This window comes from Citrobacter sp. RHB35-C17 (genome assembly GCF_013816795.1).
Classification (GTDB): Bacteria; Pseudomonadota; Gammaproteobacteria; order Enterobacterales; family Enterobacteriaceae; genus Citrobacter_A; species Citrobacter_A amalonaticus.
This window is the reverse complement of the sequence record NZ_CP057150.1, coordinates 4449778-4475329: the sequence shown is the minus strand read 5'-3', so window position 1 is coordinate 4475329 and position 25552 is coordinate 4449778. Positions and strand designations below refer to the sequence as shown.

Below are 25552 nucleotides of genomic sequence, written 5' to 3'. Positions count from 1 at the left end.
AAATCTGGCGGGTTAGTATACACATTAGTCGTGGGTGACGAGCGAATCAGTTTGCATGAGTGGGCTAATTTCTGTATGATTCGCCGCCTTTGATGCAAATTGATTGTGTCAAACTATACTATCAACATCGCGTGGTGTCTGGCGTTAGGGCTGGAAGAGCGACGCGGCCTTAAACTGAGGTTTCCCATGAAAAAAGATATTCACCCGAAATACGAAGAAATTACTGCTACCTGTTCTTGCGGTAACGTCATGAAAATCCGCTCTACCGTTGGTCACGATCTGAACCTGGACGTGTGCGGTAAATGCCACCCGTTCTACACTGGCAAACAGCGTGACGTTGCAACCGGTGGCCGTGTTGACCGCTTCAACAAGCGTTTCAACATCCCGGGCAGCAAATAAGTTTCAGCTGTCAAAAAAAAGCGCCGACTGGCGCTTTTTTTGTCTCTGAAATTTATCTGTTCCATATATATCATTAATGTCTTGAATAAATAACGCCACGGAAAATTGAAATTGTGTTTTTAATTTATAGATAAATTGTTTCTGTTGGTGATGTCTGTCTCTCTTATCTTCCTTTTTTTGCCATGATTTTTATTTGCTGGCAAAATTTAAAAGGTTTTAACTTTCCCACTTAAATAAACTTCACTTCGTAATATAAAATTATCCTTGTTTTCATCATTGCATTTTTATCGTTGTGATGTTGATAAGGTCAGATTGTTTTTGATGTATTCTATTGAGAGGGATTGCTATGAAGCGTGGATATGCGTTATTACTTATTCCAATATTATCTGGAGCCGCTCATGCTGGCTACGTAGATTATCGTCATGAATATTATGACGACGGACGTAACTATGACCGTGTTTATATGTCCCATCGTTTTGCCAGTGGATTTGGCGTTGCGGTAGAAGCGATTTCGCGCTCTGATGATTCGGATCCAAAACATCCGGTTAATAACATGGAGACGAACGGTAACGAGTACACGGCCAGTTACCAGTTCACCTGGCAAGACCTTGTCTGGCAACCGGGACTGGCGATAGAAACAGATGAAGGTCAGGCAATCTATAAGCCGTACTTGCGTGTGCAATATAATATCAATGATAGCTGGTGGACGGCATTCCGCTATCGTTTTGAGTATACTCGTCGCAATTCAGAAGGCAGAGATGATCGAATGGTTTATCGCCCGGAGGCCTGGTTGGGCTATAACCTTCATGACTGGATGTTTGAACTGAACGGTATTTATAAAATCGCAGACAGTGAAGATTTATATAATAATAAAAAAGAAGACTATGAACTTAACTTTCGCGTTGCCTATAAAATAGGTTCCTGGATTCCTTTTGCTGAAGTGGGTAACGTCTCTTCCGGCTATAATACAGCGACAACCGACGATCGTCAGACACGTTATCGTATTGGTATTGGTTATACTTTCTGATTAATAAATTCTTCTCTATGACATATTCCTGTGCGGTAAGCGTATTTTTTTGCCGCGCGTACTTCATGCTTAATAATCAGGGAATCCAGATGAATAAGCGAAAAATAGGTCTTGTGAATTACCTTGCCTATGGCTCAGGTGATTGTCTTGGCGCAGGGACAACCGCGCTGACTGCGGCATGGTTATTATATTTTTTCACCACCTTTTGCGGATTAACACCAATAGAGGCGACGTTTATTTTTGCGATGGCGAGAATTTTGGATGCGGTGGTCAGTCCGCTGATGGGATATCTGACGGATAGCTTTGGCAATACGTGGTTGGGAAAACGATTTGGTCGACGGAAGTTCTTTATTTTACTGGGTATTCCCTGCGTTTTCTCCTATAGCCTGATGTGGATGGAGGGAATGAGCTACTGGTATTATCTGGCCGCCTATCTGTTGTTCGACGTGGTCTACACCATGATTTTGGTGCCTTATGAAACACTGGTTCCGGAAATGACCGACGAATTCAGGCAGAAAACGAAGTTTTCCGGGGCGCGTATCGCGATGGCGCAACTGTCAGCGATCCTGGCGGCTTTTTTACCCGGTATTTTGCTGAACCATTTTGGTAAGGACAATGCCATCTCCTTCTTTTACGCCAGCCTGGTGTTCGCCATTATGTGTGCCGTGGTGCTGACTTTCGTCTGGATCTTTACCTGGGAACGTGAACGTAGTGCGGAAGAGCTGGCGGTGCAGGCGCAAAAGCTGACTCTGGGGCAGAGTCTGCATCGCCTGGTGATTGAGCTGAGCTCAACGTTTCGCATTCGAATTTTTCGTCTGCATCTCGGGATGTATCTCGGCGGCTATATTGCGCAGGACGTTTTCAACGCCGTGTTTACCTATTACGTGGTGTTCGTGCTGATGCAAAGCCCAACGCTGGCGTCCAATCTCATGGGGACGATGGCGATCCTGCAGTTTATCGCCGTGATGGCGATGATCCCGCTGTGTATCCGTTTTGGCCCAGCGCCGTCGTATCGTGTGGTGGTGCTGCTGTTTGGTCTGGGCGCGCTGTCATACTCCGCACTGTACTATAGCGGGATGAGCGACAATTCGGCGCTGTTGCTGCTGATTTCCGCGGTGGCCGGTCTGGGGCGCGGCGGCATCAATTATATCCCGTGGAACATTTATACCTATATTGCGGATGTGGATGAGGTCATCACCGGACAGCGTCGCGAGGGGATATTTGCGGGCATCATGACCCTGACTCGCAAAGCGTCTCAGGCCGGTGCCGTAATGTTGGTCGGCATTGTGATGCAGTATTCCGGTTTTGTCTCAGGACAGGCCACTCAGGTGCCGGGTGTCAGCCATACCATCATGCTGATTCTGAGTTTCGGTACGGAGGCGGTGCTCTGCATGGGATTCCTGGTTTCACTGCGTTTTCGATTAAACCTGAAAACGCACAAAGTACTGCGCGAAGAGACACTGAAAATGCGTCAGGCCGGAGGGATTACCCCGGACGCGATCACACCTCAGGCGCGCCAGACCGTGGAGATGCTGGCTGGTATGCCGTACGAACAGCTGTGGGGAAACAATACGATTGGTTATGTAAACCGGCAGAAGGCGCAGTACCATCAGCCAGCCTGATCCGAGAGAGCCAAACCGATAATCACCATGAAAAAAAGCAGAAGCGTGGCTTCTGCTCTTTTCTGCATCAATATTCCCACGTCTCCGGGTCGATGCCGAGTTCACGCATAATCTCTTTTGCCGCTTCCGGGATTTCGTCGCTGCGCTCTTTGCGCAGGTCGGCATCGTTTGGCAGAGGTTGCCCGGTAAAGGCATGCAGAAACGCTTCACACAGCAGCTCGCTGTTGGTGGCGTGACGCAGGTTGTTCACCTGACGACGCGTGCGTTCATCGGTGAGGATTTTTAACACCTTCAGAGGAATGGAAACCGTAATTTTCTTTACTTGCTCACTCTTCTTACCGTGCTCAGCGTATGGGCTGATATATTCGCCGCTCCATTCAGCCATGAGATACCTTAATCCTCTTCGTCATTAATATGGGGCAAGACCATACTATTAGTATGCCTACTCGCCGTAATTCCGCATAGTTTACCGTACAGGCGATACCGTGACACGGATTAAGCACCTGTAGTTGTGCGCTAATGCAGATAATTTTAACGGCTATTTCCAGTTTGCTCAATCTATACGCAAAGAAGTTTAGATGTCCAGATGTATTGACGTCTATTGTTAACCTGTTTACTCTGGGACCTGACTTTTCATCGACTCAGCTCAGGAACACCCTAACATGACGCGTAAACAGGCCACCATCGCAGTGCGTAGCGGGTTAAATGACGACGAACAGTACGGTTGCGTCGTTCCGCCGATTCACCTTTCCAGTACCTATAATTTTACCGGTTTTAATGAGCCGCGCGCCCATGACTACTCCCGTCGCGGTAACCCGACGCGCGATGTGGTCCAGCGTGCGCTGGCCGAACTGGAAGGCGGTGCGGGTGCGGTACTGACCAATACCGGTATGTCGGCGATTCATCTGGTGACGACCGTGTTCCTGAAGCCCGGAGATCTGCTGGTTGCGCCACATGACTGCTACGGCGGCAGCTACCGCCTGTTTGACAGCCTGGCGAAGCGCGGATGCTATCGCGTGCGCTTTGTCGATCAGGGAGATGAGCAGGCGTTGCAGGCAGCGCTGGCAGAAAAACCTAAACTGGTGCTGGTAGAAAGTCCGAGTAATCCGCTATTACGCGTGGTGGATATTGCGAAAATCTGTCAACTGGCACGTGAAGCCGGGGCCGTCAGCGTTGTCGATAACACTTTTTTAAGCCCGGCGCTGCAAAATCCGCTGGCATTGGGCGCCGATCTGGTGTTGCATTCATGCACGAAATATCTGAATGGTCACTCTGACGTCGTGGCGGGCGTGGTGATAGCCAAAGATCCGGAAATCGTCACCGAACTGGCCTGGTGGGCGAATAATATCGGCGTGACCGGCAGCGCGTTTGACAGCTACCTGCTGCTGCGCGGGCTGCGTACGCTGTCGCCGCGCATGGAAGTGGCGCAGCGTAATGCACAGGCGATCGTCGATTACCTGCAAACCCAGCCGCTGGTGAAAAAGCTGTATCACCCGTCGCTGCCAGAAAATCAGGGGCATGACATTGCCGCGCGTCAGCAGAAAGGCTTTGGCGCAATGTTGAGTTTTGAACTGGATGGCGATGAGCAGACGCTGCGTCGTTTCCTGAGTGGGCTGTCGTTGTTTACGCTGGCGGAATCTTTAGGGGGAGTGGAAAGCTTAATCTCTCACGCCGCAACGATGACGCATGCTGGCATGGCGCCAGAAGCGCGTGCGGCCGCCGGGATCTCCGAGACGCTGCTGCGCATCTCCACGGGTATTGAAGATGGCGAAGATTTAATTGCCGACCTGGAAAATGGCTTCCGGGCTGCAAACAAGGGGTAAACATGAGTGTGATTGCGCAGGCAGGGGCGAAGGGTCGTCAACTGCACAAATTTGGTGGTAGTAGTCTGGCTGACGTGAAGTGTTATCTGCGCGTCGCGGGCATCATGGCGGAATACTCACAGCCTGACGACATGATGGTGGTTTCCGCTGCGGGCAGTACGACCAACCAACTGATCAGTTGGCTGAAATTAAGTCAGACCGATCGCCTCTCTGCGCATCAGGTACAACAGACCCTGCGACGCTATCAGTGTGAACTGATTAGCGGCTTGCTTCCCGCCGACGTGGCGGAGGCATTAACCAGCCTGTTTATCAGCGATCTGGAACGTCTGGCCAATCTGCTGGACAGCGGCGTGAATGACGCCGTTTATGCGGAAGTCGTGGGCCACGGTGAAGTATGGTCAGCGCGTCTGATGTCGGCTGTGCTCAATCAGCAGGGCATGGAGTCGGCCTGGCTGGATGCGCGTGAATTCTTACGCGCTGAGCGCGCTGCGCAACCGCAGGTGGATGAAGGGCTTTCTTACCCGCTATTACAGCAACTGCTGATCCAGCATCCGCAGAAACGTCTGGTCGTGACCGGTTTTATCAGTCGTAGTAATGCGGGTGAAACGGTGCTGCTGGGCCGTAATGGTTCTGACTACTCCGCCACGCAGATTGGCGCGCTGGCGGGCGTTTCCCGCGTTACCATCTGGAGTGACGTGGCCGGGGTTTACAGCGCTGACCCGCGTAAAGTCAAAGATGCCTGCCTGCTGCCGCTGCTGCGTCTGGATGAAGCCAGCGAGCTGGCGCGTCTGGCGGCACCGGTTCTGCACGCCCGTACGCTGCAGCCGGTTTCTGGCAGCGATATCGATCTTCAGTTGCGCTGTAGTTATACGCCAGATCAAGGCTCCACGCGCATTGAGCGTGTATTAGCTTCCGGGACCGGTGCGCGTATCGTGACCAGCCATGATGACGTCTGCCTGATTGAATTTCAGGTCCCTGCCAGCCAGGACTTTAAGCAGGCGCATAAAGATATCGATCAGGTCCTCAAGCGTGCACAGGTGCGTCCGCTGGCCGTTGGCGTCCATACCGATCGTCATCTGCTGCAGTTTTGCTATACCTCGGAAGTGGCCGACAGCGCCTTGCGAATCCTCGATGAAGCCGGTCTGCCGGGTGAACTGCGATTGCGTCAGGGGCTGGCGCTGGTGGCGATGGTGGGCGCAGGCGTCACCCGTAACCCGCTGCACTGCCATCGTTTCTGGCAACAGTTGAAAGGACAGCCGGTAGAATTTACCTGGCAGTCGGAAGAGGGCATCAGCCTGGTGGCCGTACTGCGTACCGGCCCAACGGAGAGCCTGATTCAGGGTCTGCATCAGTCCATATTCCGCGCTGAAAAACGCATCGGCCTTGTGCTTTTCGGCAAGGGCAACATCGGCTCCCGCTGGCTTGAGCTGTTTGCCCGCGAGCAGAGCACGCTCTCGGCGCGTACCGGATTTGAATTTGTGCTGGCTGGGGTGGTGGATAGCCGTCGCAGCCTGCTGAACTACGAAGGGCTGGACGCCAGCCGGGCGCTGGCGTTCTTCAATGATGAAGCCATTGAACAGGATGAAGAGTCGCTGTTCCTGTGGATGCGCGCGCATCCGTATGACGATCTGGTGGTGCTGGATGTGACCGCCAGCGAACAGCTCGCCGATCAGTATCTCGACTTTGCCAGCCACGGTTTTCACGTGATTAGTGCGAACAAACTGGCCGGTGCAAGCACCAGCAATAAGTATCGCCAGATCCACGACGCGTTTGATAAGACCGGGCGCCACTGGCTGTATAACGCAACCGTGGGTGCGGGGTTGCCGATCAACCACACCGTGCGCGATCTGATCGACAGCGGCGACACCATCCTGTCGATCAGCGGGATCTTCTCCGGCACACTGTCCTGGCTGTTCCTGCAGTTTGATGGCTCTGTGCCGTTTACCGATCTGGTGGATCAGGCCTGGCAACAGGGACTGACGGAGCCGGATCCGCGCGTTGACCTGTCGGGTAAAGATGTGATGCGCAAGCTGGTGATTCTGGCACGCGAAGCAGGCTACGACATCGAGCCGGATCAGGTCCGCGTTGAGTCGCTGGTTCCCGCGCATTGTGAAGAAGGCTCAATCGACCACTTCTTTGAGAATGGCGATGAGCTGAACGATCAGATGGTGCAGCGTCTGGAAGCGGCCCGTGAAATGGGGCTGGTACTGCGCTATGTGGCGCGTTTCGACGCCAATGGCAAAGCGCGTGTTGGCGTGGAAGCGGTTCGCCCGGAGCATCCGCTGGCAGCGCTGCTGCCGTGCGATAACGTCTTTGCTATCGAAAGCCGCTGGTATCGCGATAACCCGTTAGTGATCCGCGGGCCCGGTGCCGGGCGTGACGTCACTGCCGGGGCGATTCAGTCGGATATTAACCGTCTGGCGCAGCTGCTGTAGTTTTTTGCCGGATGGTGCAGTGCGCTTATCCGGCCGATGGTTCGGGCGTAATTCAGGCCGGATAAGATGCTTCAGCATCCTGTCCGGCGTGTTACCGACCAGCAAACACCTCTTTTGCGGCGAACAGACCGTTCAGCGCCGCCGGGAAACCGGCATACACTGCCATCTGCATCATGACCTCAATAATCTCCTCCTGCGTTAACCCGACATGCAGCGCGGCAGCAATGTGAACCTTCAACTGCGGTGCGGCGTTGCCCAGTGCGGTTAAGGTGGCGACGGTGGCGATTTCCCGACTGCGTAAATCCAGTCCGGGGCGGGAATAAATGTCGCCAAAAGGAAACTCAATCAGATAGCGAGCGAAGTCGGGAGCGATGTCCTTCAGGCTCTCGACGACGGCATCGCCGCCTTTGCCATCAACCTGCTGTAGCATGTTCTGACCGGTGATAAAGCGTTCTGAATGCATAGTGTCTTCCTCATCTGTTAGTGATGACGTGAGGATAGGGTGGGTGGAATGATTTGGATAATACCGTTTCCGTGATACCTTTTCGGTATGACAACACCGCTTCTGCACTCTCTGGATATTCGCTTGCTGCGTTACTTTGCCGTGGTGGCGGAAGAGAACAACATGAGCCGGGCAGCCCTGCGACTGTTTATGTCGCAACCGCCGCTTAGCCGCCATATACGCCAGCTTGAAGAACGTCTGGGGGTGACGCTGTTTGTCCGTCATACCAAAGGGTTGACGCTGACGAATGAGGGGCTGCGCGTGCTGGAGATCGTGCGTCCGCTGCTGGAACAGCAGGATAAAACCTATGCGGCCCTGAATCAGCTTGCGCCAGACGGCGTGCAGTCGTTGCGTCTGGGGCTGACGACGGCATTTGAGCAGGGCGTCTTCGCCGCGCTGGAAACGCAACTGAATACCCGGGTTGATACCCTGCGTCTTGTGCGCCAGGGCTCGCCCGATCTCATACGTCAGGTGCGACGCGGAAAACTGGATGCTGCCGTGGTGGCGTTGCCGCTGGAGACCGCCGGACTGACCATCACGCCGCTCGACTGGCGTGAGCCGCTCATCGCAGCGCTACCTGCCATTTGGTCAGAGGCTGGCAGTGACACCCTCTCCCTGAAAGCACTTAATCACCGGCCGCTGTTCTGGTTTAGCCGGGAACGAAATCCGGCCTTCTTTGACGCTACGCGGGCACGCTTTCAGCGTGTGGGTTACGCTCCTGCCTGTCTTGAAGAGCCGCTGGAGCATGACGTTCTGCTGGCGCGAATAGCCCATGGCGATGGTCTGAGCTTATTCCCTGCTTCCTTTGCCGCTATTCAGCGTCAGGGCGTGGTTTTTCGACCACTGAGCGAGGGTGAACTCAGCATTCAGGCGGGGCTGGCGATGTTGCCGGAGAACGCTGCCCGCTTACAATGGCTGAAAAGCATGATGCTGTCCGCTGGTATAGCCCACTAACGTGAATTTTTTTCATCTTCCCTGACTTTTCCTCACCATCAACGATGATTTTTCAGTTGACGTCATCGTGCTTTTCCGTCATTTTTACATCTGGACGTCTAAACGGATAGATGTTCACAACACAACATATAATGACAAGCGATTGATGAGGTAAGGTATGAGCTTTTTTCACGCCAACCAGCGGGAAGCCCTGAATCAGAGCCTGGCGGAAGTCCAGGGTCAGATTAACGTTTCGTTCGAGTTTTTCCCGCCGCGCACCAGTGAAATGGAGCAAACCCTGTGGAATTCCATTGATCGCCTGAGCAGCCTGAAGCCGAAGTTTGTTTCGGTAACCTACGGCGCCAACTCTGGCGAACGCGATCGCACGCACAGCATCATCAAAGGGATTAAAGATCGCACCGGTCTGGAAGCCGCACCGCACCTGACCTGTATTGATGCGACCCGCGATGAACTGCGTACTATTGCACAGGACTACTGGAACAACGGAATCCGCCACATCGTTGCGCTGCGCGGCGATTTGCCGGCAGGCAGCGGTAAGCCCGATATGTATGCTGCCGACCTGGTGAGCCTGCTGAAAGAGGTGGCCGACTTTGATATCTCCGTCGCCGCTTACCCGGAAGTGCATCCGGAAGCGAAAAGCGCGCAGGCGGATCTGCTCAACCTGAAACGTAAAGTGGATGCCGGGGCGAACCGCGCCATTACCCAATTTTTCTTTGACGTCGAAAGCTACCTGCGTTTTCGTGACCGCTGCGTCTCTGCGGGTATCGACGTGGAAATCATTCCTGGCATTCTGCCGGTCTCGAACTTTAAGCAGGCGAAGAAGTTTGCCGATATGACCAATGTGCGCATTCCGGCGTGGATGTCACAAATGTTTAATGGCCTCGATGACGATGCGGAAACCCGTAAGCTGGTGGGAGCAAATATCGCCATGGACATGGTGAAAATTTTAAGCCGGGAAGGCGTAAAAGACTTTCATTTCTATACACTTAACCGCGCTGAAATGAGTTATGCCATTTGCCACACCCTGGGTGTCAGACCCGGTATCTAAATGCCTCGGCCCTCCCCGGAGGGCTTTATTACACCTCATTTTGATCTACATCTCTGTAACTAAAAATATAAAAGGTATCGGCTATCGAATCTGTGGATTTTTTCGACTATATCTTATCTCTGTAGGTGTATATCGTAATGTAAACACTGTAAAGGGAGCATATAGATGAGCACGCCAGACGATATCCATAACCCGACGTCCGCCGGAAAATGTCCTTTTCATCAGGGCGGCCATGACCAGAGCGCTGGAGCAGGAACAACCAGCCGTGACTGGTGGCCTAACCAGCTCCGCGTCGACTTGTTAAACCAACATTCCAATCGCTCAAACCCGCTGGGTGAAGATTTCGATTACCGCAAAGAATTCAGCAAATTAGATTATTCCGCGCTGAAAGGCGATCTCAGAGCGCTTCTCACCGAATCTCAACCGTGGTGGCCTGCTGACTGGGGAACGTATGCCGGTCTGTTTATCCGCATGGCCTGGCACGGGGCTGGTACCTATCGTTCCGTTGACGGACGCGGCGGCGCAGGTCGCGGACAGCAGCGTTTTGCTCCCCTGAACTCCTGGCCGGATAACGTGAGTCTGGACAAGGCGCGTCGTCTGCTGTGGCCAATCAAGCAAAAATACGGACAAAAAATTTCCTGGGCCGACCTGTTTATTCTGGCGGGTAACGTTGCGCTGGAAAACTCCGGCTTCCGTACCTTTGGTTTCGGTGCGGGTCGTGAGGACGTCTGGGAACCGGATCTGGATGTAAACTGGGGCGATGAGAAAACGTGGCTTGCCCACCGTGATCCAGAAGAGCTGGCTAAACGTCCTTTAGCCGCCACCGAGATGGGGCTGATCTATGTTAACCCGGAAGGTCCTAACGCCAGCGGTGAACCGCTTTCGGCGGCTTCAGCGATTCGTGCAACCTTTGGCAACATGGGGATGAACGACGAAGAGACCGTTGCGTTGATTGCCGGCGGTCACACATTAGGGAAAACCCACGGCGCAGGCCCGGCGACGCACGTCGGCCCGGACCCGGAAGTGGCACCGATCGAAAACCAGGGTTTAGGCTGGAAAAGTGATTTTGGTAGCGGTGTGGGCGCGGATGCGATTACATCCGGACTGGAAGTGGTCTGGACGCAAACCCCAACCCAGTGGAGCAACTACTTCTTCGAGAACCTGTTCAAATATGAGTGGGTACAGACGCGCAGTCCGGCTGGCGCCATCCAGTTTGAAGCAGTCGATGCGCCAGAAATCATTCCTGATCCATTCGACCCGTCGAAAAAACGTAAGCCGACGATGCTGGTCACCGACCTGACGCTGCGTTTTGATCCGGAATTCGAAAAAATTTCCCGCCGTTTCCTGAACGATCCGCAGGCGTTTAACGAAGCCTTCGCCCGTGCGTGGTTCAAACTGACCCACCGTGATATGGGGCCGAAAGCGCGTTACATCGGTCCGGAAGTGCCAAAAGAAGATCTGATTTGGCAGGACCCGCTGCCGCAACCCACCTTCAATCCAACGGAAGAAGATATCCTGAGCCTGAAGTCTGCCATCGCGGATTCCGGTCTCTCTGTCGGTGAACTGGTGTCCGTTGCGTGGGCGTCTGCGTCGACCTTCCGCGGGGGGGATAAACGTGGCGGGGCGAACGGTGCGCGTCTGGCATTAGCGCCGCAGCGCGGCTGGGATGTCAATGCGATTGCTACGCGTGCGCTGCCGGTTCTGGAGAAAATCCAGCGTGATTCCGCTAAAGCGTCGCTGGCCGATATCATTGTTCTTGCCGGTGTCGTGGGGGTTGAAAAAGCCGCCAGCGCTGCAGGTGTCAGCATTCATGTGCCGTTTACGCCTGGTCGTGTGGATGCGCGTCAGGATCAGACAGATATTGAGATGTTTGAGCTCCTCAAACCGATCGCCGATGGGTTCCGTAACTATCGCGGTGAACCTGGCGTGGCAACAACAGAGTCTCTGCTGATCGATAAAGCGCAGCAGTTGACTCTGACCGCACCAGAAATGACCGTGCTGGTGGGTGGTCTGCGCGTGCTTGGCGCGAACTACGACGGCAGTAAACATGGTGTCTTTACCGATCGTCCGGGTGTACTCAGTAATGACTTCTTCGTCAACCTGCTGGATATGCGTCATGAATGGAAACCGGTTGATGAGTCAAACGAACAATTTGAAGGTCGCGATCGTCAGACAGGTGAAGTGAAGTACACCGCTTCTCGTGCGGACCTGGTTTTTGGCTCTCATGCGGTGCTGCGTGCTCTGGCGGAAGTGTATGCCGGTAGCGATGCGCACGTGAAGTTCGTGAAGGACTTTGTTGCGGCATGGGTGAAAGTGATGAACCTGGACCGTTTCGACCTGCAGTAAGCCCACCCCTGATGTAATCTGACCCCGCTTCAGCGACGGCTTGCAGTCGCTGAAGTGTATTTGTAGGGGTATAGTGTCCGCAGGAAACGTCAATCTACTGGATCTATCATGTCTGTCTCAGGAAAGGGCAATCCACTGGCAATCGGTGGTCTTATCTTGCTTACCCTTATCTGGAGCTATAGCTGGATTTTTATGAAGCAGGTCACGAGCTATATCGGCGCGTTCGACTTCACTGCATTACGCTGTATCTTCGGAGCCTTAATATTATTCCTCGTCCTCCTTTTGCGCGGCCGTGGCCTGCACCCGACGCCGTTTCGGTTTACGCTGGCGATTGCGCTGTTGCAGACCTGCGGGATGATTGGCTTCGGTCAGTGGGCGCTGGTCAGCGGCGGGGCGGGGAAAGTCGCTATCCTGACCTATACCATGCCGTTTTGGGTCGTTATTCTGGCGGCGCTGTTTCTGGGGGAGCGACTGCGACGCCTGCAATACGCCGCAATTGCCATTGCCGCAATAGGGTTACTGCTTGTGCTGCAACCGTGGCAACTGAATTTATCAACGTTGAAGAGCGCTCTGCTGGCGATTCTCTCCGGAGTCAGCTGGGGAGCGAGCGCCATTGTCGCTAAACGTCTTTATACCCGCCATCCACGCGTCGATTTGCTGTCGTTAACGGCCTGGCAGATGTTGTATGCCGCGCTGGTGATGAGTGCGGTGGCCTGGCTGGTGCCGCAGCGGGAAGTTGACTGGCAGCCGGTGGTCCTCTGGGCGCTGGGATATAGCGCGATTCTGGCGACGGCGCTGGCCTGGAGTTTGTGGCTGTTTGTCCTGAAGAATTTGCCTGCCAGTATCGCCAGCTTAAGCACCCTGGCGGTGCCGGTCTGTAGCGTGCTGTTTTCCTGGTGGCTGCTTGGTGAAAACCCCGGTCCCGTTGAGGGTGGGGGAATTGTGCTGATCGTTATGGCGCTGGCAATTATCAGCCGGAAAAAGCGTGAGGTGCAGGTGGTCGAACAGGCCTGATGAGATAAGAAACACTCCCGGCGAGGCCGGGAGTGTAGAGCGTGTTATTCCCACTCTTGCAGATAGCGCTGACCGTACTGGTCGGCAACCAACAGTGCGGCATAAACCTGATCCGGCGTTGCGCCGCCAGGCATGTTGTGAATGGTTTCGCCTTCCGCGCAGGAGGCTTCTGCCACAATACGCATCTTCGCCGGGATATCCTGTTTGATATCCAGTTGCGCCAGCGTAATCGGCAGACCGACGGAATGGCACAGTGCGGCAACGGTCTCAATCTCTTCAACCGGCGCGTTTTCCAGAATCAACTGCGTCAGCGTACCGAAGGCCACTTTTTCACCGTGATAATAGTGATGCGCATCCGGGATCGCCGTCAGACCGTTGTGAACCGCGTGCGCGGCAGCCAGACCGCCGCTTTCAAAGCCGACGCCGCTCAGATAGGTGTTGGCCTCAATCACGCGCTCAAGCGCCGGGGTCACGACATGCTGCTCGGCGGCGAGCATTGCTTTTTCACCCTCTTCGAGCAGCGTGTTGTAGCACAGTTCAGCCAGCGCCAGCGCCGCCTGAGTGCATTTGCCGCCCGCCATGGTGATCGCGCCGCTGCGTGAACACGCGCGTGCTTCAAACCACGTGGCCAGCGCATCACCAATCCCTGCGGCTAACAGACGCGCCGGGGCGCCGGCAACGATTTTGGTGTCGACGATAACCATATGCGGGTTGTGCGGTAGCAGCAGATAACGGTCAAATTCACCAGCATCGGTGTAGATAACGGAAAGTGCGCTGCAGGGCGCATCGGTTGAGGCGATGGTCGGGGCGATCGCCACAGGCAGGTTCATAAAGTGGGCAAGGGCTTTGGCGGTATCCAGCGTTTTACCGCCGCCGATGCCGAGCACCGCGCTACACTGCGCATTTTCCGCCACGCTGCGCAAACGGTCGATCTCGTTTTGCGAGCATTCACCGCCAAACGGCGCGACTTCCAGCGCCAGTCCTGCGTTTTTAAAGCTTTTTTCCAGTTCGCCCTGAGCGAAACCGAGAACAAATTTGTCGCCAACAACCAGCCAACGTTCAGCCAACGGCTTGAGGTATTCGCCAAGACGAGTGATGACATCTGCACCCTGGATGTACTTACCAGGGGATTGAATAATGCGATCCATACCTTATTTCCCTCACAGGTTGATGTTACCGAATGCGTTTTTCCAGTCTTGCTCAAACTTCTCAACAGCTGACTCTACCGCAGGGGTATCGAGCATTTGTTGCGCTACATCTAAAGGAAGGGTGATTGCTTCACAGCCCACCAGCAGACAGTCCAGCGCCTGGCGCGGGGTCTTGAAACTGGCGGCCAGCACTTTGCTTTTCGGGGCATGACGTTCCAGTAGCGTCTGTAATTCCTGAACGGTGCGAATACCGTCTCCGCCCTGGGCATCTACGCGGTTGACGTAAGGCGCGACATATTTTGCCCCCGCCAGCGCGGCAAGTAGTCCCTGAGAGGCGCTGTACACGGCGGTGCCCAGGGTGACTATGCCCTCTTTTTTCAACTGCTTGATGGCGACCAGTCCTTCAGAGGTTACCGGGATTTTCACCACAATTCCCGGAACGGCATTGTTCAGACGTTTAGCTTCGTTCACCATTCCCTGCGCATCGCGACTCATGGTCTGGGCAAACAGAACGCCGTTTTCGCCAATCACCTTTTGCAGACGCGGCAGAACATCCCAGATGGATTCTTTGCTTGCCGCGATAATACTCGGGTTGGTCGTCACCCCGGCGATAGGGAAGATGCGGGCCAGACGTTCGACTTCCGCCACATTGGCGCTATCCAGATACAGTTCCATTTTGCTTCCTCTTAAAGTTCAAGCTCATGTTGCAGCAGGCTGGCAATCGCGTCGGCAGACGCGGCATTCACCAGCGCATTGCGAAATTCTTCGTGCATAATGCGACGGGCCAGGCGTGAGAAAATACGCATGTGCTGGTCCCCCGCCGCGTGTTTGTTGAGCGTTAGCATGATGATGAACTGCGCCTCGTCATCTCCCCAGCGGACAGGCGCTTTCAGGCGTGCCACGCTGATAGTGGACTGCTCAATGTGTTCAGATTTGCTGTGCGGAATGGCGAAGCTGAAGCCCAGCCCGGTAGAGAATACTGCCTCACGAGCCCACAGATCGGCTTCCAGTTTGCGGGGGTAGCGGCAGCGGCTGGCGAGCAGCAGATTGTCGGTCATTCCTTTGATCACCTCTTCTTTGCTGCGCCAGTCACTGTCGAGGGTGATGCACTGGGCGGTGACCAGTGGGGCATCCTGCTGTGACATGCGGAACTGCGCCAGCAGATGCTCCACTTCCAGCGACGTGCGACAGGCCATCGCCTGATTCAGCAATTGTCGGCAGGCGCGACTGTCGAGTTGCGCCATTCGCGCTTTAGCGGCAGGAATGGCGGGGGCGCTCATGCTGATTTCATCCAGCCCCAACCCGACCAGCAATGGCAGAACGGAACCTTTTGCCCCGAGCTCGCCACACAGGCCGATCCATTTCCCCTGACGGTGCACCGCCTGCACCGCGAAATCCAGCGCGCGCAGAAAGGCGGGGTTCAGGCTGTTGTAGTGGCGGGTCACTTTGGCGTTATCGCGGTCAACGGCCAACAGGTATTGCGTCAGGTCATTGCTGCCAATACTAAAGAAATCAATCTCTTCGCAACACTGGTCGATGATGAACATCACTGACGGGACTTCCAGCATAATGCCGAGCGGGATCTTCTCATCAAATGGGATCTGTTCATTGCGAAGCTGCTGTTTGGCTTCCGCCAGTTTCTCTTTCACCCACAGGATCTCTTCCATTGAGGAGATCATCGGGATCATAATTTTCAGGCTTCCGTGCGCCGATGCGCGCAGGATCGACCGGAGCTGAGTGGTAAACAGCGCGGCGTACTCTTCATAGATACGCACGGCGCGATAGCCGAGGAACGGGTTGGCTTCAGCAGGAATATTCAGATAATCAACGGGCTTATCGCCGCCGATATCCATCGTACGCACAATAATGCTGCGCCCCTGTGCGGATTCCAGCGCCTGGCAAAAAATGTTGTACAGCTCGTTCTCGTCCGGAGCGCTGAGCCGATCCATATACAGCATTTCGGTGCGGAACAGGCCAACCGCCTCCGCGCCGTTGCCAAATGCCGACTGCGCTTCCACGGAGTGAGCAATGTTGGCGGCAACTTCCATACGAATGCCGTCGGCCGTGCGCGCTTCCTGGGTCAGCCAGACGCGCTGTTGCTCGCGCAGCGCCTCGTGTACACGGGCTTCCTGCTGATAGTAGCGGCTGACCGGTTCATCAGGCGCGACCACCACCGCTCCTGCATTGCCATCGATATAAACTTCTTGCTGCAGCCACGGGGTTAAAGCGTCAATCGCGACACCGATCAGAGTGGGGATGTTGAATGAACGAGCAAGAATCACCGTGTGCGAAGTGGTGCCGCCGCTTTTCAAAAGCAGTCCTTTGAGGAACGTTTTGTCCAGTTCCAGGAACTGGCTGGGCGTCAACTCATCCGCCATACAGATGGTGGGTTGGGTCAGCTTTCCCGGTGCCGGAAATCGCTTTTCGCCGTAGATGTGTTGCAGCAACTGGAAACAGACGTCGCGAACGTCCAGCGCGCGTTCCTGCAAATAGCGACTGCTGGAACGGGCAAACTCATCGCAGAAATGGTTGGCGCTGTCGACAATCGCCTGCGCGCAGCTTAAGCCGCGAGAAACGCCTGCCAGCAAATGCTGACGTAAGGAGGTATCGCCCGCCAGCGAACGGTGGGCTTCCAGAATCGCACTGGTGGTGCCGTCGCTGTCGAGCAAACGAAACGCAATGTTTTTTACCAGCAGCGTTAAGCCGCGATCCAGCGCCGACTGCTCGCTTTCCACATCGCCTGCCACAGGGAGTTCGCCGAGCGCGTTGAGATCCAGCGAAGAGAGAAGCGTCAGGATACCGCCCGCGCTACCACTGCAAACGCTACGGGCGCGGAAAAGCTGCGGGTTCAGGTGAGTCAGTGAAGCCGGTAGTGGTTCTAATTCGCTGTTACTGGCTTCTGCCAGCGGGGCATCGCAGTGGGGGAACTCGTCGCGCAGCCACAGGCTCAGGCGCTGATGGGCATCGGATTCATCTGCTCCTGTAATGAGCAACTGGCAGGGGTCGCCAGCCAGCGTATCCGTGCCAATCAACGCCAGTGCGCTCTTGGCGTTGCCCTTACGATCGGTTCGCAGGTTGTGCCACTCAATGTGTGAAGTAAAGGTGTTACACAGGGTCTCAACATGGCTTGCCGGGCGCGCATGGACGCCATTGGGCAGCTCACAGGTAAATTCCACAATCAGGGCCATTGCCTTTCTCCCATAACGGTTTTCTGTCTACAGCATAAAAGGCCTTGCTTGTTCGCTGCCATGTGACAATTCTGCCAAAAACTGGACAAATGTAATGTAAGGCGAAAAGTGGGAGACAGTTCACAAGTCCTCCCGGTATCCGTGAATTCTCTTATCCTTCAACTTATGAAGCGGATCGCATTTTTGTACTGACATTACAAAAATCCAGTAAATGGCCTTTTTATCCACTGTCTGCGACCTTGCGGATTGCCTATTGTTTGCCACAACAACGTTATGGATATGGGCAAACACCTGCCCGGGAGCGACTTATGAATGAGTTGGTACACATCCTGAAAAATACCCGTCAGCATCTGATGACGGGGGTGTCGCATATGATCCCCTTTGTGGTTGCGGGCGGCATCTTACTGGCAGTCTCCGTCATGCTGTATGGGAAAGGGGCGGTGCCTGATGCCGCGACCGATCCGAATCTCAAAAAGCTGTTTGATATCGGCGTGGCCGGGCTGACCCTGATGGTGCCTTTCCTTGCGGCGTACATTGGTTATTCCATTGCGGAACGCTCCGCGCTGGCACCATGCGCGATTGGTGCCTGGGTAGGCAACAGCTTCGGCGCCGGGTTCTTCGGGGCGCTGATTGCCGGGATTATCGGCGGCATTGTGGTGTATTACCTGAAAAAAATTCCGGTCCATAAGGTATTGCGTTCTGTCATGCCCATCTTCGTGATTCCTGTCATCGGGACCTTTATTACGGCGGGCATCATGATGTGGGGACTGGGCGAACCCGTTGGCGCGCTGACCGCCAGTCTGACCCAGTGGCTGCAAGGCATGCAGCAGGGCAGCATCGTGATGTTAGCCGTGATTATGGGGCTGATGCTGGCCTTTGACATGGGCGGCCCGATCAACAAAGTGGCCTACGCCTTCATGCTGATTTGTGTAGCGCAGGGGGTTTACACCGTCGTGGCCATTGCGGCGGTCGGGATCTGCGTGCCGCCGCTGGGCTTAGGACTGGCGACGCTGGTGGGGCGTAAAAATTTCTCTTCTGAAGAGCGCGAAGCCGGTAAAGCGGCGCTGGTGATGGGATGTGTGGGCGTTACCGAAGGGGCGATTCCTTTCGCTGCCGCTGACCCGCTGCGCGTCATTCCTTCCATCATGCTGGGTTCGGCCTGTGGTGCGGCCACGGCGGCATTGTTCGGCGCTCAGTGTTACGCAGGCTGGGGTGGACTGATTGTTCTGCCGGTGGTTGAAGGTAAGTTGGGTTATGTCGCCGCGGTGGCGGTAGGTGCGGTGGTGACGGCTATCTGTGTGAACGTGCTGAAAAGCCTGGCGCGCAAGAATGTCTCTCAGACCGACGAGAAAGAAGACGATCTGGATTTAGATTTTGAAATTAATTAAGTGAGGAGTGGCGTCATGACGAAAATTATTGCAGTAACCGCATGTCCTTCAGGTGTCGCACATACCTATATGGCCGCTGAAGCGCTGGAAAGTGCAGCCAAAGCGAAAGGCTGGGAAGTGAAAGTGGAGACGCAGGGCTCCATTGGTCTGGAAAATGAACTGACACCCGCTGATGTGGCACAGGCTGATATCGTCATTCTGACCAAGGATATCGGGATTAAATTTGAGGAGCGTTTTGCTGGTAAGACTATCGTCCGTGTCAACATCAGCGATGCGGTAAAACGCGCCGACGCGATTATGAACAAGATTGGCGCGCATCTGGCGCAAACCGCATAAGTTTTTTGTGTTCCGGATGGCGGCGCTGCCTTATCCGGCCTACGAATTTGTAGGCCTGATAAGCGTAGCGCCATCAGGCATTCATGCCCACAGGAGTTCCTCATGACCCACCGCATCCACCGCTTAAAAGCGGCACTCTTTCAGAACAGCAGGGAAATTTCGCTTGAGCGTGCAATGCTGTATACCGCCAGTCATCAACAGACGGAAGGGGAGCCGGTCATTTTACGTCGGGCTAAAGCGACCGCGTATATCCTCGAGCATGTCGAGATTTCGATTCGTGATGAGGAACTGATTGCCGGCAACCGTACCGTTAAACCGCGTGCGGGCATCATGTCGCCGGAGATGGACCCGTACTGGCTGCTCAACGAGTTGGATCAGTTCCCGACTCGTCCCCAGGACCGTTTCGACATCAGCGAAGACGATAAACGCCTCTATCGTGATGTGCTGTTCCCTTACTGGGAAAAACGGTCGATGAAGGATTTCATCAACGGTCAGATGACGGATGAGGTTAAGGCCGCCGTCAGTACCCAGATTTTTAGCATCAACCAGACGGATAAGGGACAGGGGCATATCATCATTGATTATCCGCGCCTGCTGAATCATGGGCTGGGTGAACTGGTGATGGAGATGCGCGCGCACTGCGAGCAGGCGCCGCATAACGCCTTTTATCAGGCGGCACTGCTGCTGCTGGAAGCGTCGCAGCGCCACATTCTGCGTTATGCCGTACTGGCGGAAGAGATGGCTGAACGCTGCCCTGACGTCACTCGTCGCCAGGAGTTGCTGACTATCGCTGCCAACTCGCGGCATAACGTGCAGCATAAGCCGCACACCTTCTGGCAGGCGTGCCAGTTGTTCTGGTACATGAACATCATTTTGCAGTACGAGTCCAACGCTAGTTCGCTGTCGCTGGGGCGTTTCGATCAGTACATGCTGCCGTTTTATCAGGCGTCGCTGGCGCAGGGAGATGATCCCGCATTCCTGAAAGAACTGCTGGAATCGCTGTGGGTGAAATGCAACGACATTGTGCTCCTGCGTTCGACCAGCAGCGCACGTTATTTCGCTGGCTTCCCGACCGGCTATACCGCGCTACTTGGTGGCCTGACGGAGAATGGCCGCAGTGCGGTAAACGTGCTTTCATTCCTCTGTCTCGATGCCTATCAGAGTGTGCAGTTACCCCAGCCGAATCTGGGCGTTCGCACCAACACGCTGATTGATACGCCGTTTCTGATGAAGACTGCCGAGACTATCCGCCTGGGTACCGGTATTCCACAGATCTTTAATGATGAAGTGGTGATCCCGGCATTCCTCAACCGGGGCGTCTCGCTGGAAGATGCGCGTGATTACGCCGTGGTAGGGTGCGTGGAGTTGTCGATTCCGGGCAGAACCTACGGCCTGCATGATATCGCCATGTTCAATCTGTTGAAGGTCATGGAAATTAGCCTGTACGAGAATGAAGGTAATAGTGAGCTGACCTGGGACGGTCTGCTGGCACATATTCGCACCAAAATCAGCCACTACATCACGCTGATGGTTGAAGGCAGTAATATTTGCGACATCGGTCATCGCGACTGGGCGCCAGTGCCGTTGCTCTCCTCGTTTATCAGTGATTGTCTGGAGAAGGGATGTGACATTACCGACGGCGGCGCGCGCTATAATTTCTCGGGTGTGCAGGGTATTGGCATCGCCAACCTCAGCGATTCTCTGCATGCGCTGAATGGACTGGTGTTTGAGCAGCAGCGCCTCCGTTTTGACGAACTTCTTGCGGTGTTAAAGGCTAACTTTGCCACGCCGGAAGGGGAAAAGATCCGCGCCAGGTTGATCAACCGCTTCCATAAATACGGTAATGACATTGATGAGGTGGACAACATCAGCGCCGAACTGCTGCGTTATTACTGCAAAGAGGTGGAGAAGTATCAGAATCCGCGTGGCGGGCAGTTTACGCCGGGTTCTTATACCGTGTCCGCACACGTGCCGTTGGGGGCGGTGGTAGGGGCGACACCGGACGGGCGGTTTTCCGGAGAGCAACTGGCGGATGGCGGCCTTTCGCCGATGCTTGGACAGGATATGCAGGGACCGACGGCGGTGCTGAAATCGGTCAGTAAGCTGGATAACACGCTGTTGTCCAACGGGACGTTGCTGAACGTGAAGTTCACGCCCGCCACGCTGGAAGGAGAGGCAGGATTACGCAAACTGTGCGATTTCTTGCGCGCCTTTACCCAGCTCAAATTGCAGCATATTCAGTTTAACGTGGTGAATGCCGAAACGCTGCGGGAAGCGCAGCTGCGACCCCAGGATTTCGCCGGGCTGGTGGTACGCGTGGCAGGGTATAGCGCCTTCTTTGTCGAGCTGTCGAAGGAGATTCAGGATGACATCATTCGCCGCACCGCGCATCAGTTGTGAGGTTGTGGAGTCGTGCGACGAGGAGGTCGCACGCATCTTCAATATTCAACGGTATTCGCTGAATGACGGTCAGGGGATCCGCACGGTGGTCTTTTTTAAAGGCTGCCCGCACACCTGCCCGTGGTGCGCCAATCCGGAATCGATCTCGCCACGAATTGAAACGGTGCGACGGGAAAGCAAATGCCTGCACTGTACGCCGTGTCTGCGTGATGCCGACGAGTGTCCTTCCGGGGCGTTTGAGCGGATTGGCCGTGATGTCACCCTGGATGAGCTGGAACGCGAGGTGATGAAAGATGACGTTTTCTTTCGCACTTCTGGCGGCGGGGTGACGCTGTCGGGCGGAGAGGTGTTGATGCAGGCGGCTTTCGCTACGCGATTCTTACAGCGTCTGCGGCGCTGGGGTGTGCATTGTGCAATTGAAACGGCAGGCGATGCCCCCGCCCGTCGGCTGCTTCCGCTGGCGAAAGCGTGTGATGAAGTGCTGTTCGATTTAAAGATCATGGAGCCTGAACGGGCCCGTGAGATTGTGGCGATGAATATGCCACGCGTCGTGGCTAATTTGCGGATGCTGGTGGCGGAGGGCGTTAACGTGATCCCCCGTTTGCCGCTGATCCCCGGTTACACGCTCACACATGAGAATATGCAGCGCGCGCTGACGTTGCTGTTATCGCTTGGTATAAAGCAATTGCACCTGCTACCGTTTCATCTCTATGGAGAACCGAAATATCGGTTGCTTGGGCAGCAGTGGGGGATGAAGGACGTCCCTGCGCCAGCGGAACAGATTATTGCCCAAATGCGTGAGATGGCGGAGAACGCGGGCTTTCAGGTCACAACAGGAGGGTAATATGTCCGTGTCAACAGGACGATTTCTGGTCGCGGTGACGGCCTGCGTAAGCGGTGTGGCCCATACCTACATGGCGGCTGAACGGCTGGAGAAGTTATGCCAGCAGGAAAAATGGACCATTAAGATTGAAACGCAGGGGGCGCTTGGTACGGAAAATCGCTTAACCGAAGAGGATATCCGTCGGGCGGATGCCGTGCTGCTGATTACCGATATCGAACTGGCGGGGGCGGAACGTTTCACTCAATTCCGTTATGTCCAGTCCGGCATTAACGCCTTTCTGCGCGAACCGCAGCGTGTCATGAGCGCGGTGCGTAAGTTGCTTTCCGCTCCGCAATATACCCATCTTATTCTGGACTGACCTGCTTTTCCGTTAGCTGGCTGTGATACTGACGACGATATTCTGACGGCGAGCGTTCGGTGTTTTTACGAAACAGGCGGCAAAAGTAGTTACTGTCCACAAATCCGCAGGTGTGCGCGACTTCTTTCACTTTTAAGTCGTAGCCTTTCAACAAAGTCTTTGCGTGTTCCAGTCGCGTATGGTTCAGGTATTCGTTAAAGCCAACCGCCCCCGTTTTTTGAAACAGATGCGAGAGATAGTTCGGCGAGATATAGAACGCCTGCGCCACCGATTCCCGGGTGAGCGGTGAGGCGTAGCGCTCGTCAATGTAGTCGCGGATAGCCTCAAACAGCGCCTGGCTGCGCGAGGCAGTCTGGATCTGGCTGCCAAGCAGGTCGCGACAGTGGCTGAGCAGACTGGCGACAATCAACCGCGCCGTTTGCTGCTCCTGCGGCTGCATTTGCATTTCATTGAGCGTCTGCAGCAGAAAGGAACCGATACGCGGGCCACGGCGCGCCACGTGCTGTTTGACCAGATTCTGGTATGTTTCCCCGTCCCATTGCACCACGCTGAATCCGAGCTGTTGTTTGCCGAACAGGATACTGAGCGTAATGACCGGCACCTGCCACTGCGGAAGATTCCAGCCACCTGCTGGCACATAGAGCACATCGTATGGGGTGAGCGTGTCGGTGAGGCTGGCGTCGGTCAGTTCACCTTCCAGCACGATTTCCAGACGGGGAAAATCGACCTGATACGCCAGCGCCGGGATGGGGGTAAGCGTACTGGCAAAGAAAATCTGGCGCAGCGGCGCGGGGCCATGAATCAGGCGGGATAGAAGATGGCTGACGTCTTGATACATGATGATCCCTTGCGTTGCTCAGACAAGGAAACAGTAACTGCCAGGGTGAAAAAAGGCCACCCTAAAAAGCGTGGCCTGCTGAATGACTTACTGATTTCCGACCTGATCGCCATACGGCAGAGTGTCGTAATCAATCAGCGCATTTTTCTTGTACGGGTTACCAATCCAGCGCGTGGTTTCTTTGAACTGCGGGCTGGTGATGGAGCGCGTCGGATCGAAACCGTCGTAGGTCAGCCCGGCTAAGTCGGACCAGGTGTGGATCAGTTCCGAACTGCTGTACTTACGATTCACATCTTGTGATAAATCACGCGGATGCGCGGCCTGCCATTTCTCGGACGTCCACAACAGGAACGGCACGGTATACATGTGACGCGTCGGGTTGTCCTCGTTACGACCCTGCGTTTTATGCGGCGGGGTGTCATACACCTCTTCGCCATGGTCGGAGAAATAGAGCAGGAAGCCGTTCGGATCGGTCGCTTTATAATCCTTAATCAGGCTCGCGACGACTTTGTCGTTATACAGGTTGGCGTTGTCGTAATCGTTATACGATTCCAGCTCTTCTGCGCTCAGGCCTGGCGGAACATGATCGGTACTGCCGTCGAACTTGCCCTGGTCTTCCGGGTAACGGAATTTGTACTTAATGTGCGTGCCCAGCAAATGCACGATGATGAACTTTTTCGGTGCCGGATCAGCCATGATTTTCTTAAATGGCGTCAGCACGTTAGTGTCATATTCGCGCGCGCTTTGCGTACGCTGCTGGTTCATATAGAACTGCTCGTCGGTCTGCTTAGAGAAAACCGTCAGCATGGTGTTACGGGCGGTCATCGTCTGCTGGTTTGTGATCCAGTAGGTCTTATACCCCGCCTGTTTCATCATGTTCATCAGCGACGGTTTCGTCAGATACAGGTCCGGGTTCTTCTCGTTCGCGAAGGTCAGCGCCTGTTGCAAGATTTCGATCGTGTAAGGACGTGAGGTCACGACGTTGTTAAACACGGTCAGATTCGGATCCGACTGATGCAATGCGTCCAGTTCCGGCGTGGTTTCACGCGGATAACCGTACAGACTCATGCGGCCACGTTGGGTGGATTCGCCAATCACCAGCACCAGCGTGCGCGGCGCGTCGCCGGAATTGTCTTTAAAATTGCTCAGCGGAGGCAAAGCGTGGTTCTGACTTAACAGGTTGTTAAGTGAGGTCAACTGGCGCTGATACTGGTAGTAACCAATGACAAACTGCCATGGTGCCGCCGGTTCCATACGTGAGGAGAGGCCGCTTAGCGTTTTTTCATACGGCGAGTTGCCAAACGCAGAACGAACCACAAACGGGTTCAGGATCAGCCCATACAGCAGCGCAAAAGAGACGAGCCAACGCCAGCGTCCGGGAATATAGACGGGGCGCAGTCGTGTCCAGAGAAACACGGCGACGACGGTATAGGCCAGCGCAATGGCGATAATCTTCAGGCTGAAGTATTGGCTCAGGTATTCACTGGCTTCGTTGGCGTTAGTCTCAAACATCACGAACAGGACGCTTTGCGAAAACTCTTGCCCGTAGATGACGTAATAGCAGAGCGTGGCCAGCGACGTCGCCCATAACACGATCCCCACCACCGCAGCAATAATGCGGGTCCGACTCGGGAACAGGAAAATTGGGATTAGCCAAAGGGAGCTGTAAAGCAACGAGTCACGCAGTCCGTTGGTACCGCTGAAACCCGTAATTAAAATAATGGCCTGTAATAAAGAGGAGAAAAACCAAAAATAGAGAAGCGCCCAGCCAAGGGCTTTCCAGCTAAATGATGGCGTAGACTGGAGGGTTGTGGATTGCATATTGTCAGCCTGTCTTTAAACGTGGTGCCAAACGTAGCGACTAAACCTTAAGAGAATCTGA

Annotated in this window: 21 protein-coding genes; 14 read left to right on the top strand and 7 right to left on the bottom strand. The window is 54.7% G+C overall.

Translation table 11 applies throughout. The features are described 5' to 3' along the window. The first annotated feature begins 186 nt into the window (after positions 1 to 186). The 3 genes from rpmE to HVZ37_RS21235 all read left to right on the top strand — a co-directional run bounded on the left by rpmE (position 187) and on the right by HVZ37_RS21235 (position 3048). Positions 187 to 399: a 50S ribosomal protein L31 gene (gene rpmE / locus HVZ37_RS21245; RefSeq protein WP_042325590.1), complete on the top strand. Its 213-nt coding sequence runs from the start codon at positions 187 to 189 to the stop codon at positions 397 to 399. A gap of 346 nt (positions 400 to 745) precedes the next feature. Beyond that, entirely contained in the window at positions 746 to 1426 is a 681-nt protein-coding gene (locus tag HVZ37_RS21240; protein ID WP_042998930.1) for an oligogalacturonate-specific porin KdgM family protein, read from the top strand. An 89-nt stretch (positions 1427 to 1515) separates the two neighbouring features. After that, complete coding sequence (locus HVZ37_RS21235; RefSeq protein WP_181627951.1) at positions 1516 to 3048, top strand: MFS transporter; 1533 nt, start codon at positions 1516 to 1518, stop codon at positions 3046 to 3048. A gap of 67 nt (positions 3049 to 3115) precedes the next feature. Here the strand turns inward: HVZ37_RS21235 and metJ are convergent, their stop codons facing one another. Continuing rightward, the gene (metJ, locus tag HVZ37_RS21230) at positions 3116 to 3433 is read right to left on the bottom strand and encodes a met regulon transcriptional regulator MetJ (protein WP_042325599.1); all 318 of its coding nucleotides are present in this window, start codon (positions 3431 to 3433) and stop codon (positions 3116 to 3118) included. Between the two features lie 277 nt (positions 3434 to 3710). Here metJ and metB point away from each other — a divergent pair, with 277 nt between their 5' ends. Both metB and metL read left to right on the top strand, forming a co-directional pair. Beyond that, positions 3711 to 4871, top strand: a complete 1161-nt coding sequence (gene metB / locus HVZ37_RS21225; RefSeq protein ID WP_044265209.1) for a cystathionine gamma-synthase — start codon at positions 3711 to 3713, stop codon at positions 4869 to 4871. Between the two features lie 2 nt (positions 4872 to 4873). Then, positions 4874 to 7306 carry a bifunctional aspartate kinase/homoserine dehydrogenase II gene (gene metL / locus HVZ37_RS21220; protein WP_046401646.1) on the top strand — a complete coding sequence of 811 codons (2433 nt, stop codon included), beginning with the start codon at positions 4874 to 4876 and terminating at the stop codon, positions 7304 to 7306. Between the two features lie 91 nt (positions 7307 to 7397). On the opposite strand, the gene HVZ37_RS21215 is transcribed toward metL, so the two are convergent. Then, positions 7398 to 7769 (bottom strand): carboxymuconolactone decarboxylase family protein, encoded by a 372-nt coding sequence (locus HVZ37_RS21215; protein WP_181627950.1) that lies wholly within the window; start codon positions 7767 to 7769, stop codon positions 7398 to 7400. A gap of 87 nt (positions 7770 to 7856) precedes the next feature. Between HVZ37_RS21215 and HVZ37_RS21210 the strand changes: the two genes are divergently transcribed. From HVZ37_RS21210 to HVZ37_RS21195, 4 genes are all read left to right on the top strand, one after another. Further along, a complete protein-coding gene (locus tag HVZ37_RS21210; RefSeq protein ID WP_042998935.1) occupies positions 7857 to 8762 on the top strand; it encodes a LysR family transcriptional regulator in 906 nt (301 codons plus the stop codon). Between the two features lie 157 nt (positions 8763 to 8919). Then, a complete protein-coding gene (metF, locus tag HVZ37_RS21205) occupies positions 8920 to 9810 on the top strand; it encodes a methylenetetrahydrofolate reductase (RefSeq protein ID WP_042998936.1) in 891 nt (296 codons plus the stop codon). A gap of 165 nt (positions 9811 to 9975) precedes the next feature. Further along, on the top strand, positions 9976 to 12156 hold the full coding sequence (gene katG, locus HVZ37_RS21200; protein ID WP_042998937.1) for a catalase/peroxidase HPI: 2181 nt from the start codon (positions 9976 to 9978) through the stop codon (positions 12154 to 12156). 108 nt (positions 12157 to 12264) lie between these two features. Beyond that, entirely contained in the window at positions 12265 to 13170 is a 906-nt protein-coding gene (locus HVZ37_RS21195; protein ID WP_156595535.1) for a DMT family transporter, read from the top strand. Between the two features lie 44 nt (positions 13171 to 13214). Here the strand turns inward: HVZ37_RS21195 and HVZ37_RS21190 are convergent, their stop codons facing one another. From HVZ37_RS21190 to ptsP, 3 genes are read right to left on the bottom strand one after another with little or no spacing between them, the layout of a single operon-like run. Then, the gene (locus tag HVZ37_RS21190) at positions 13215 to 14318 is read right to left on the bottom strand and encodes a glycerol dehydrogenase (RefSeq protein ID WP_042998939.1); all 1104 of its coding nucleotides are present in this window, start codon (positions 14316 to 14318) and stop codon (positions 13215 to 13217) included. A gap of 12 nt (positions 14319 to 14330) precedes the next feature. After that, entirely contained in the window at positions 14331 to 14993 is a 663-nt protein-coding gene (gene fsa / locus HVZ37_RS21185) for a fructose-6-phosphate aldolase (RefSeq protein WP_042998940.1), read from the bottom strand. A gap of 11 nt (positions 14994 to 15004) precedes the next feature. Next, the gene (ptsP, locus tag HVZ37_RS21180; RefSeq protein WP_181627949.1) at positions 15005 to 17506 is read right to left on the bottom strand and encodes a phosphoenolpyruvate--protein phosphotransferase; all 2502 of its coding nucleotides are present in this window, start codon (positions 17504 to 17506) and stop codon (positions 15005 to 15007) included. A gap of 308 nt (positions 17507 to 17814) precedes the next feature. On the opposite strand from ptsP, the gene HVZ37_RS21175 reads away from it, so the two are divergent. The 5 genes from HVZ37_RS21175 (at position 17815) to HVZ37_RS21155 (ending at position 22832) form a co-directional block, all read left to right on the top strand. Next, entirely contained in the window at positions 17815 to 18894 is a 1080-nt protein-coding gene (locus HVZ37_RS21175) for a PTS fructose transporter subunit EIIC (RefSeq protein WP_044257488.1), read from the top strand. Between the two features lie 15 nt (positions 18895 to 18909). Beyond that, positions 18910 to 19230 (top strand): PTS fructose-like transporter subunit IIB, encoded by a 321-nt coding sequence (locus HVZ37_RS21170; protein WP_044257490.1) that lies wholly within the window; start codon positions 18910 to 18912, stop codon positions 19228 to 19230. A 102-nt stretch (positions 19231 to 19332) separates the two neighbouring features. After that, positions 19333 to 21630 carry a formate C-acetyltransferase gene (locus HVZ37_RS21165; RefSeq protein ID WP_181627948.1) on the top strand — a complete coding sequence of 766 codons (2298 nt, stop codon included), beginning with the start codon at positions 19333 to 19335 and terminating at the stop codon, positions 21628 to 21630. Beyond that, complete coding sequence (locus HVZ37_RS21160) at positions 21596 to 22474, top strand: [formate-C-acetyltransferase]-activating enzyme (RefSeq protein WP_054176978.1); 879 nt, start codon at positions 21596 to 21598, stop codon at positions 22472 to 22474. Before HVZ37_RS21165 ends, HVZ37_RS21160 begins: the two co-directional genes overlap by 35 nt. Before the next feature lies 1 nt (position 22475). Then, on the top strand, positions 22476 to 22832 hold the full coding sequence (locus HVZ37_RS21155; RefSeq protein ID WP_181627947.1) for a PTS fructose-like transporter subunit IIB: 357 nt from the start codon (positions 22476 to 22478) through the stop codon (positions 22830 to 22832). Here the strand turns inward: HVZ37_RS21155 and HVZ37_RS21150 are convergent. After that, positions 22819 to 23670, bottom strand: coding sequence for an AraC family transcriptional regulator (locus tag HVZ37_RS21150; protein ID WP_042998944.1), 852 nt, complete (start codon positions 23668 to 23670; stop codon positions 22819 to 22821). The genes HVZ37_RS21155 and HVZ37_RS21150 overlap by 14 nt on opposite strands. Positions 23671 to 23757: 87 nt before the next feature. Next, positions 23758 to 25491 carry a phosphoethanolamine transferase CptA gene (locus tag HVZ37_RS21145; protein WP_054176979.1) on the bottom strand — a complete coding sequence of 578 codons (1734 nt, stop codon included), beginning with the start codon at positions 25489 to 25491 and terminating at the stop codon, positions 23758 to 23760. Positions 25492 to 25552 lie beyond the last annotated feature (61 nt).

Excerpts from the sequence above, each read along its gene's own strand:
- rpmE (WP_042325590.1), top strand. The coding sequence starts at position 187 with ATGAAAAAAGATATTCACCCGAAATACGAAGAAATTACTGCTACCTGT.
- HVZ37_RS21240 (WP_042998930.1), top strand. The coding sequence starts at position 746 with ATGAAGCGTGGATATGCGTTATTACTTATTCCAATATTATCTGGAGCC.
- HVZ37_RS21235 (WP_181627951.1), top strand. The coding sequence starts at position 1,516 with ATGAATAAGCGAAAAATAGGTCTTGTGAATTACCTTGCCTATGGCTCA.
- metJ (WP_042325599.1), bottom strand. The coding sequence starts at position 3,433 with ATGGCTGAATGGAGCGGCGAATATATCAGCCCATACGCTGAGCACGGT.
- metB (WP_044265209.1), top strand. The coding sequence starts at position 3,711 with ATGACGCGTAAACAGGCCACCATCGCAGTGCGTAGCGGGTTAAATGAC.
- metL (WP_046401646.1), top strand. The coding sequence starts at position 4,874 with ATGAGTGTGATTGCGCAGGCAGGGGCGAAGGGTCGTCAACTGCACAAA.
- HVZ37_RS21215 (WP_181627950.1), bottom strand. The coding sequence starts at position 7,769 with ATGCATTCAGAACGCTTTATCACCGGTCAGAACATGCTACAGCAGGTT.
- HVZ37_RS21210 (WP_042998935.1), top strand. The coding sequence starts at position 7,857 with ATGACAACACCGCTTCTGCACTCTCTGGATATTCGCTTGCTGCGTTAC.
- metF (WP_042998936.1), top strand. The coding sequence starts at position 8,920 with ATGAGCTTTTTTCACGCCAACCAGCGGGAAGCCCTGAATCAGAGCCTG.
- katG (WP_042998937.1), top strand. The coding sequence starts at position 9,976 with ATGAGCACGCCAGACGATATCCATAACCCGACGTCCGCCGGAAAATGT.
- HVZ37_RS21195 (WP_156595535.1), top strand. The coding sequence starts at position 12,265 with ATGTCTGTCTCAGGAAAGGGCAATCCACTGGCAATCGGTGGTCTTATC.
- HVZ37_RS21190 (WP_042998939.1), bottom strand. The coding sequence starts at position 14,318 with ATGGATCGCATTATTCAATCCCCTGGTAAGTACATCCAGGGTGCAGAT.
- fsa (WP_042998940.1), bottom strand. The coding sequence starts at position 14,993 with ATGGAACTGTATCTGGATAGCGCCAATGTGGCGGAAGTCGAACGTCTG.
- ptsP (WP_181627949.1), bottom strand. The coding sequence starts at position 17,506 with ATGGCCCTGATTGTGGAATTTACCTGTGAGCTGCCCAATGGCGTCCAT.
- HVZ37_RS21175 (WP_044257488.1), top strand. The coding sequence starts at position 17,815 with ATGAATGAGTTGGTACACATCCTGAAAAATACCCGTCAGCATCTGATG.
- HVZ37_RS21170 (WP_044257490.1), top strand. The coding sequence starts at position 18,910 with ATGACGAAAATTATTGCAGTAACCGCATGTCCTTCAGGTGTCGCACAT.
- HVZ37_RS21165 (WP_181627948.1), top strand. The coding sequence starts at position 19,333 with ATGACCCACCGCATCCACCGCTTAAAAGCGGCACTCTTTCAGAACAGC.
- HVZ37_RS21160 (WP_054176978.1), top strand. The coding sequence starts at position 21,596 with ATGACATCATTCGCCGCACCGCGCATCAGTTGTGAGGTTGTGGAGTCG.
- HVZ37_RS21155 (WP_181627947.1), top strand. The coding sequence starts at position 22,476 with ATGTCCGTGTCAACAGGACGATTTCTGGTCGCGGTGACGGCCTGCGTA.
- HVZ37_RS21150 (WP_042998944.1), bottom strand. The coding sequence starts at position 23,670 with ATGTATCAAGACGTCAGCCATCTTCTATCCCGCCTGATTCATGGCCCC.
- HVZ37_RS21145 (WP_054176979.1), bottom strand. The coding sequence starts at position 25,491 with ATGCAATCCACAACCCTCCAGTCTACGCCATCATTTAGCTGGAAAGCC.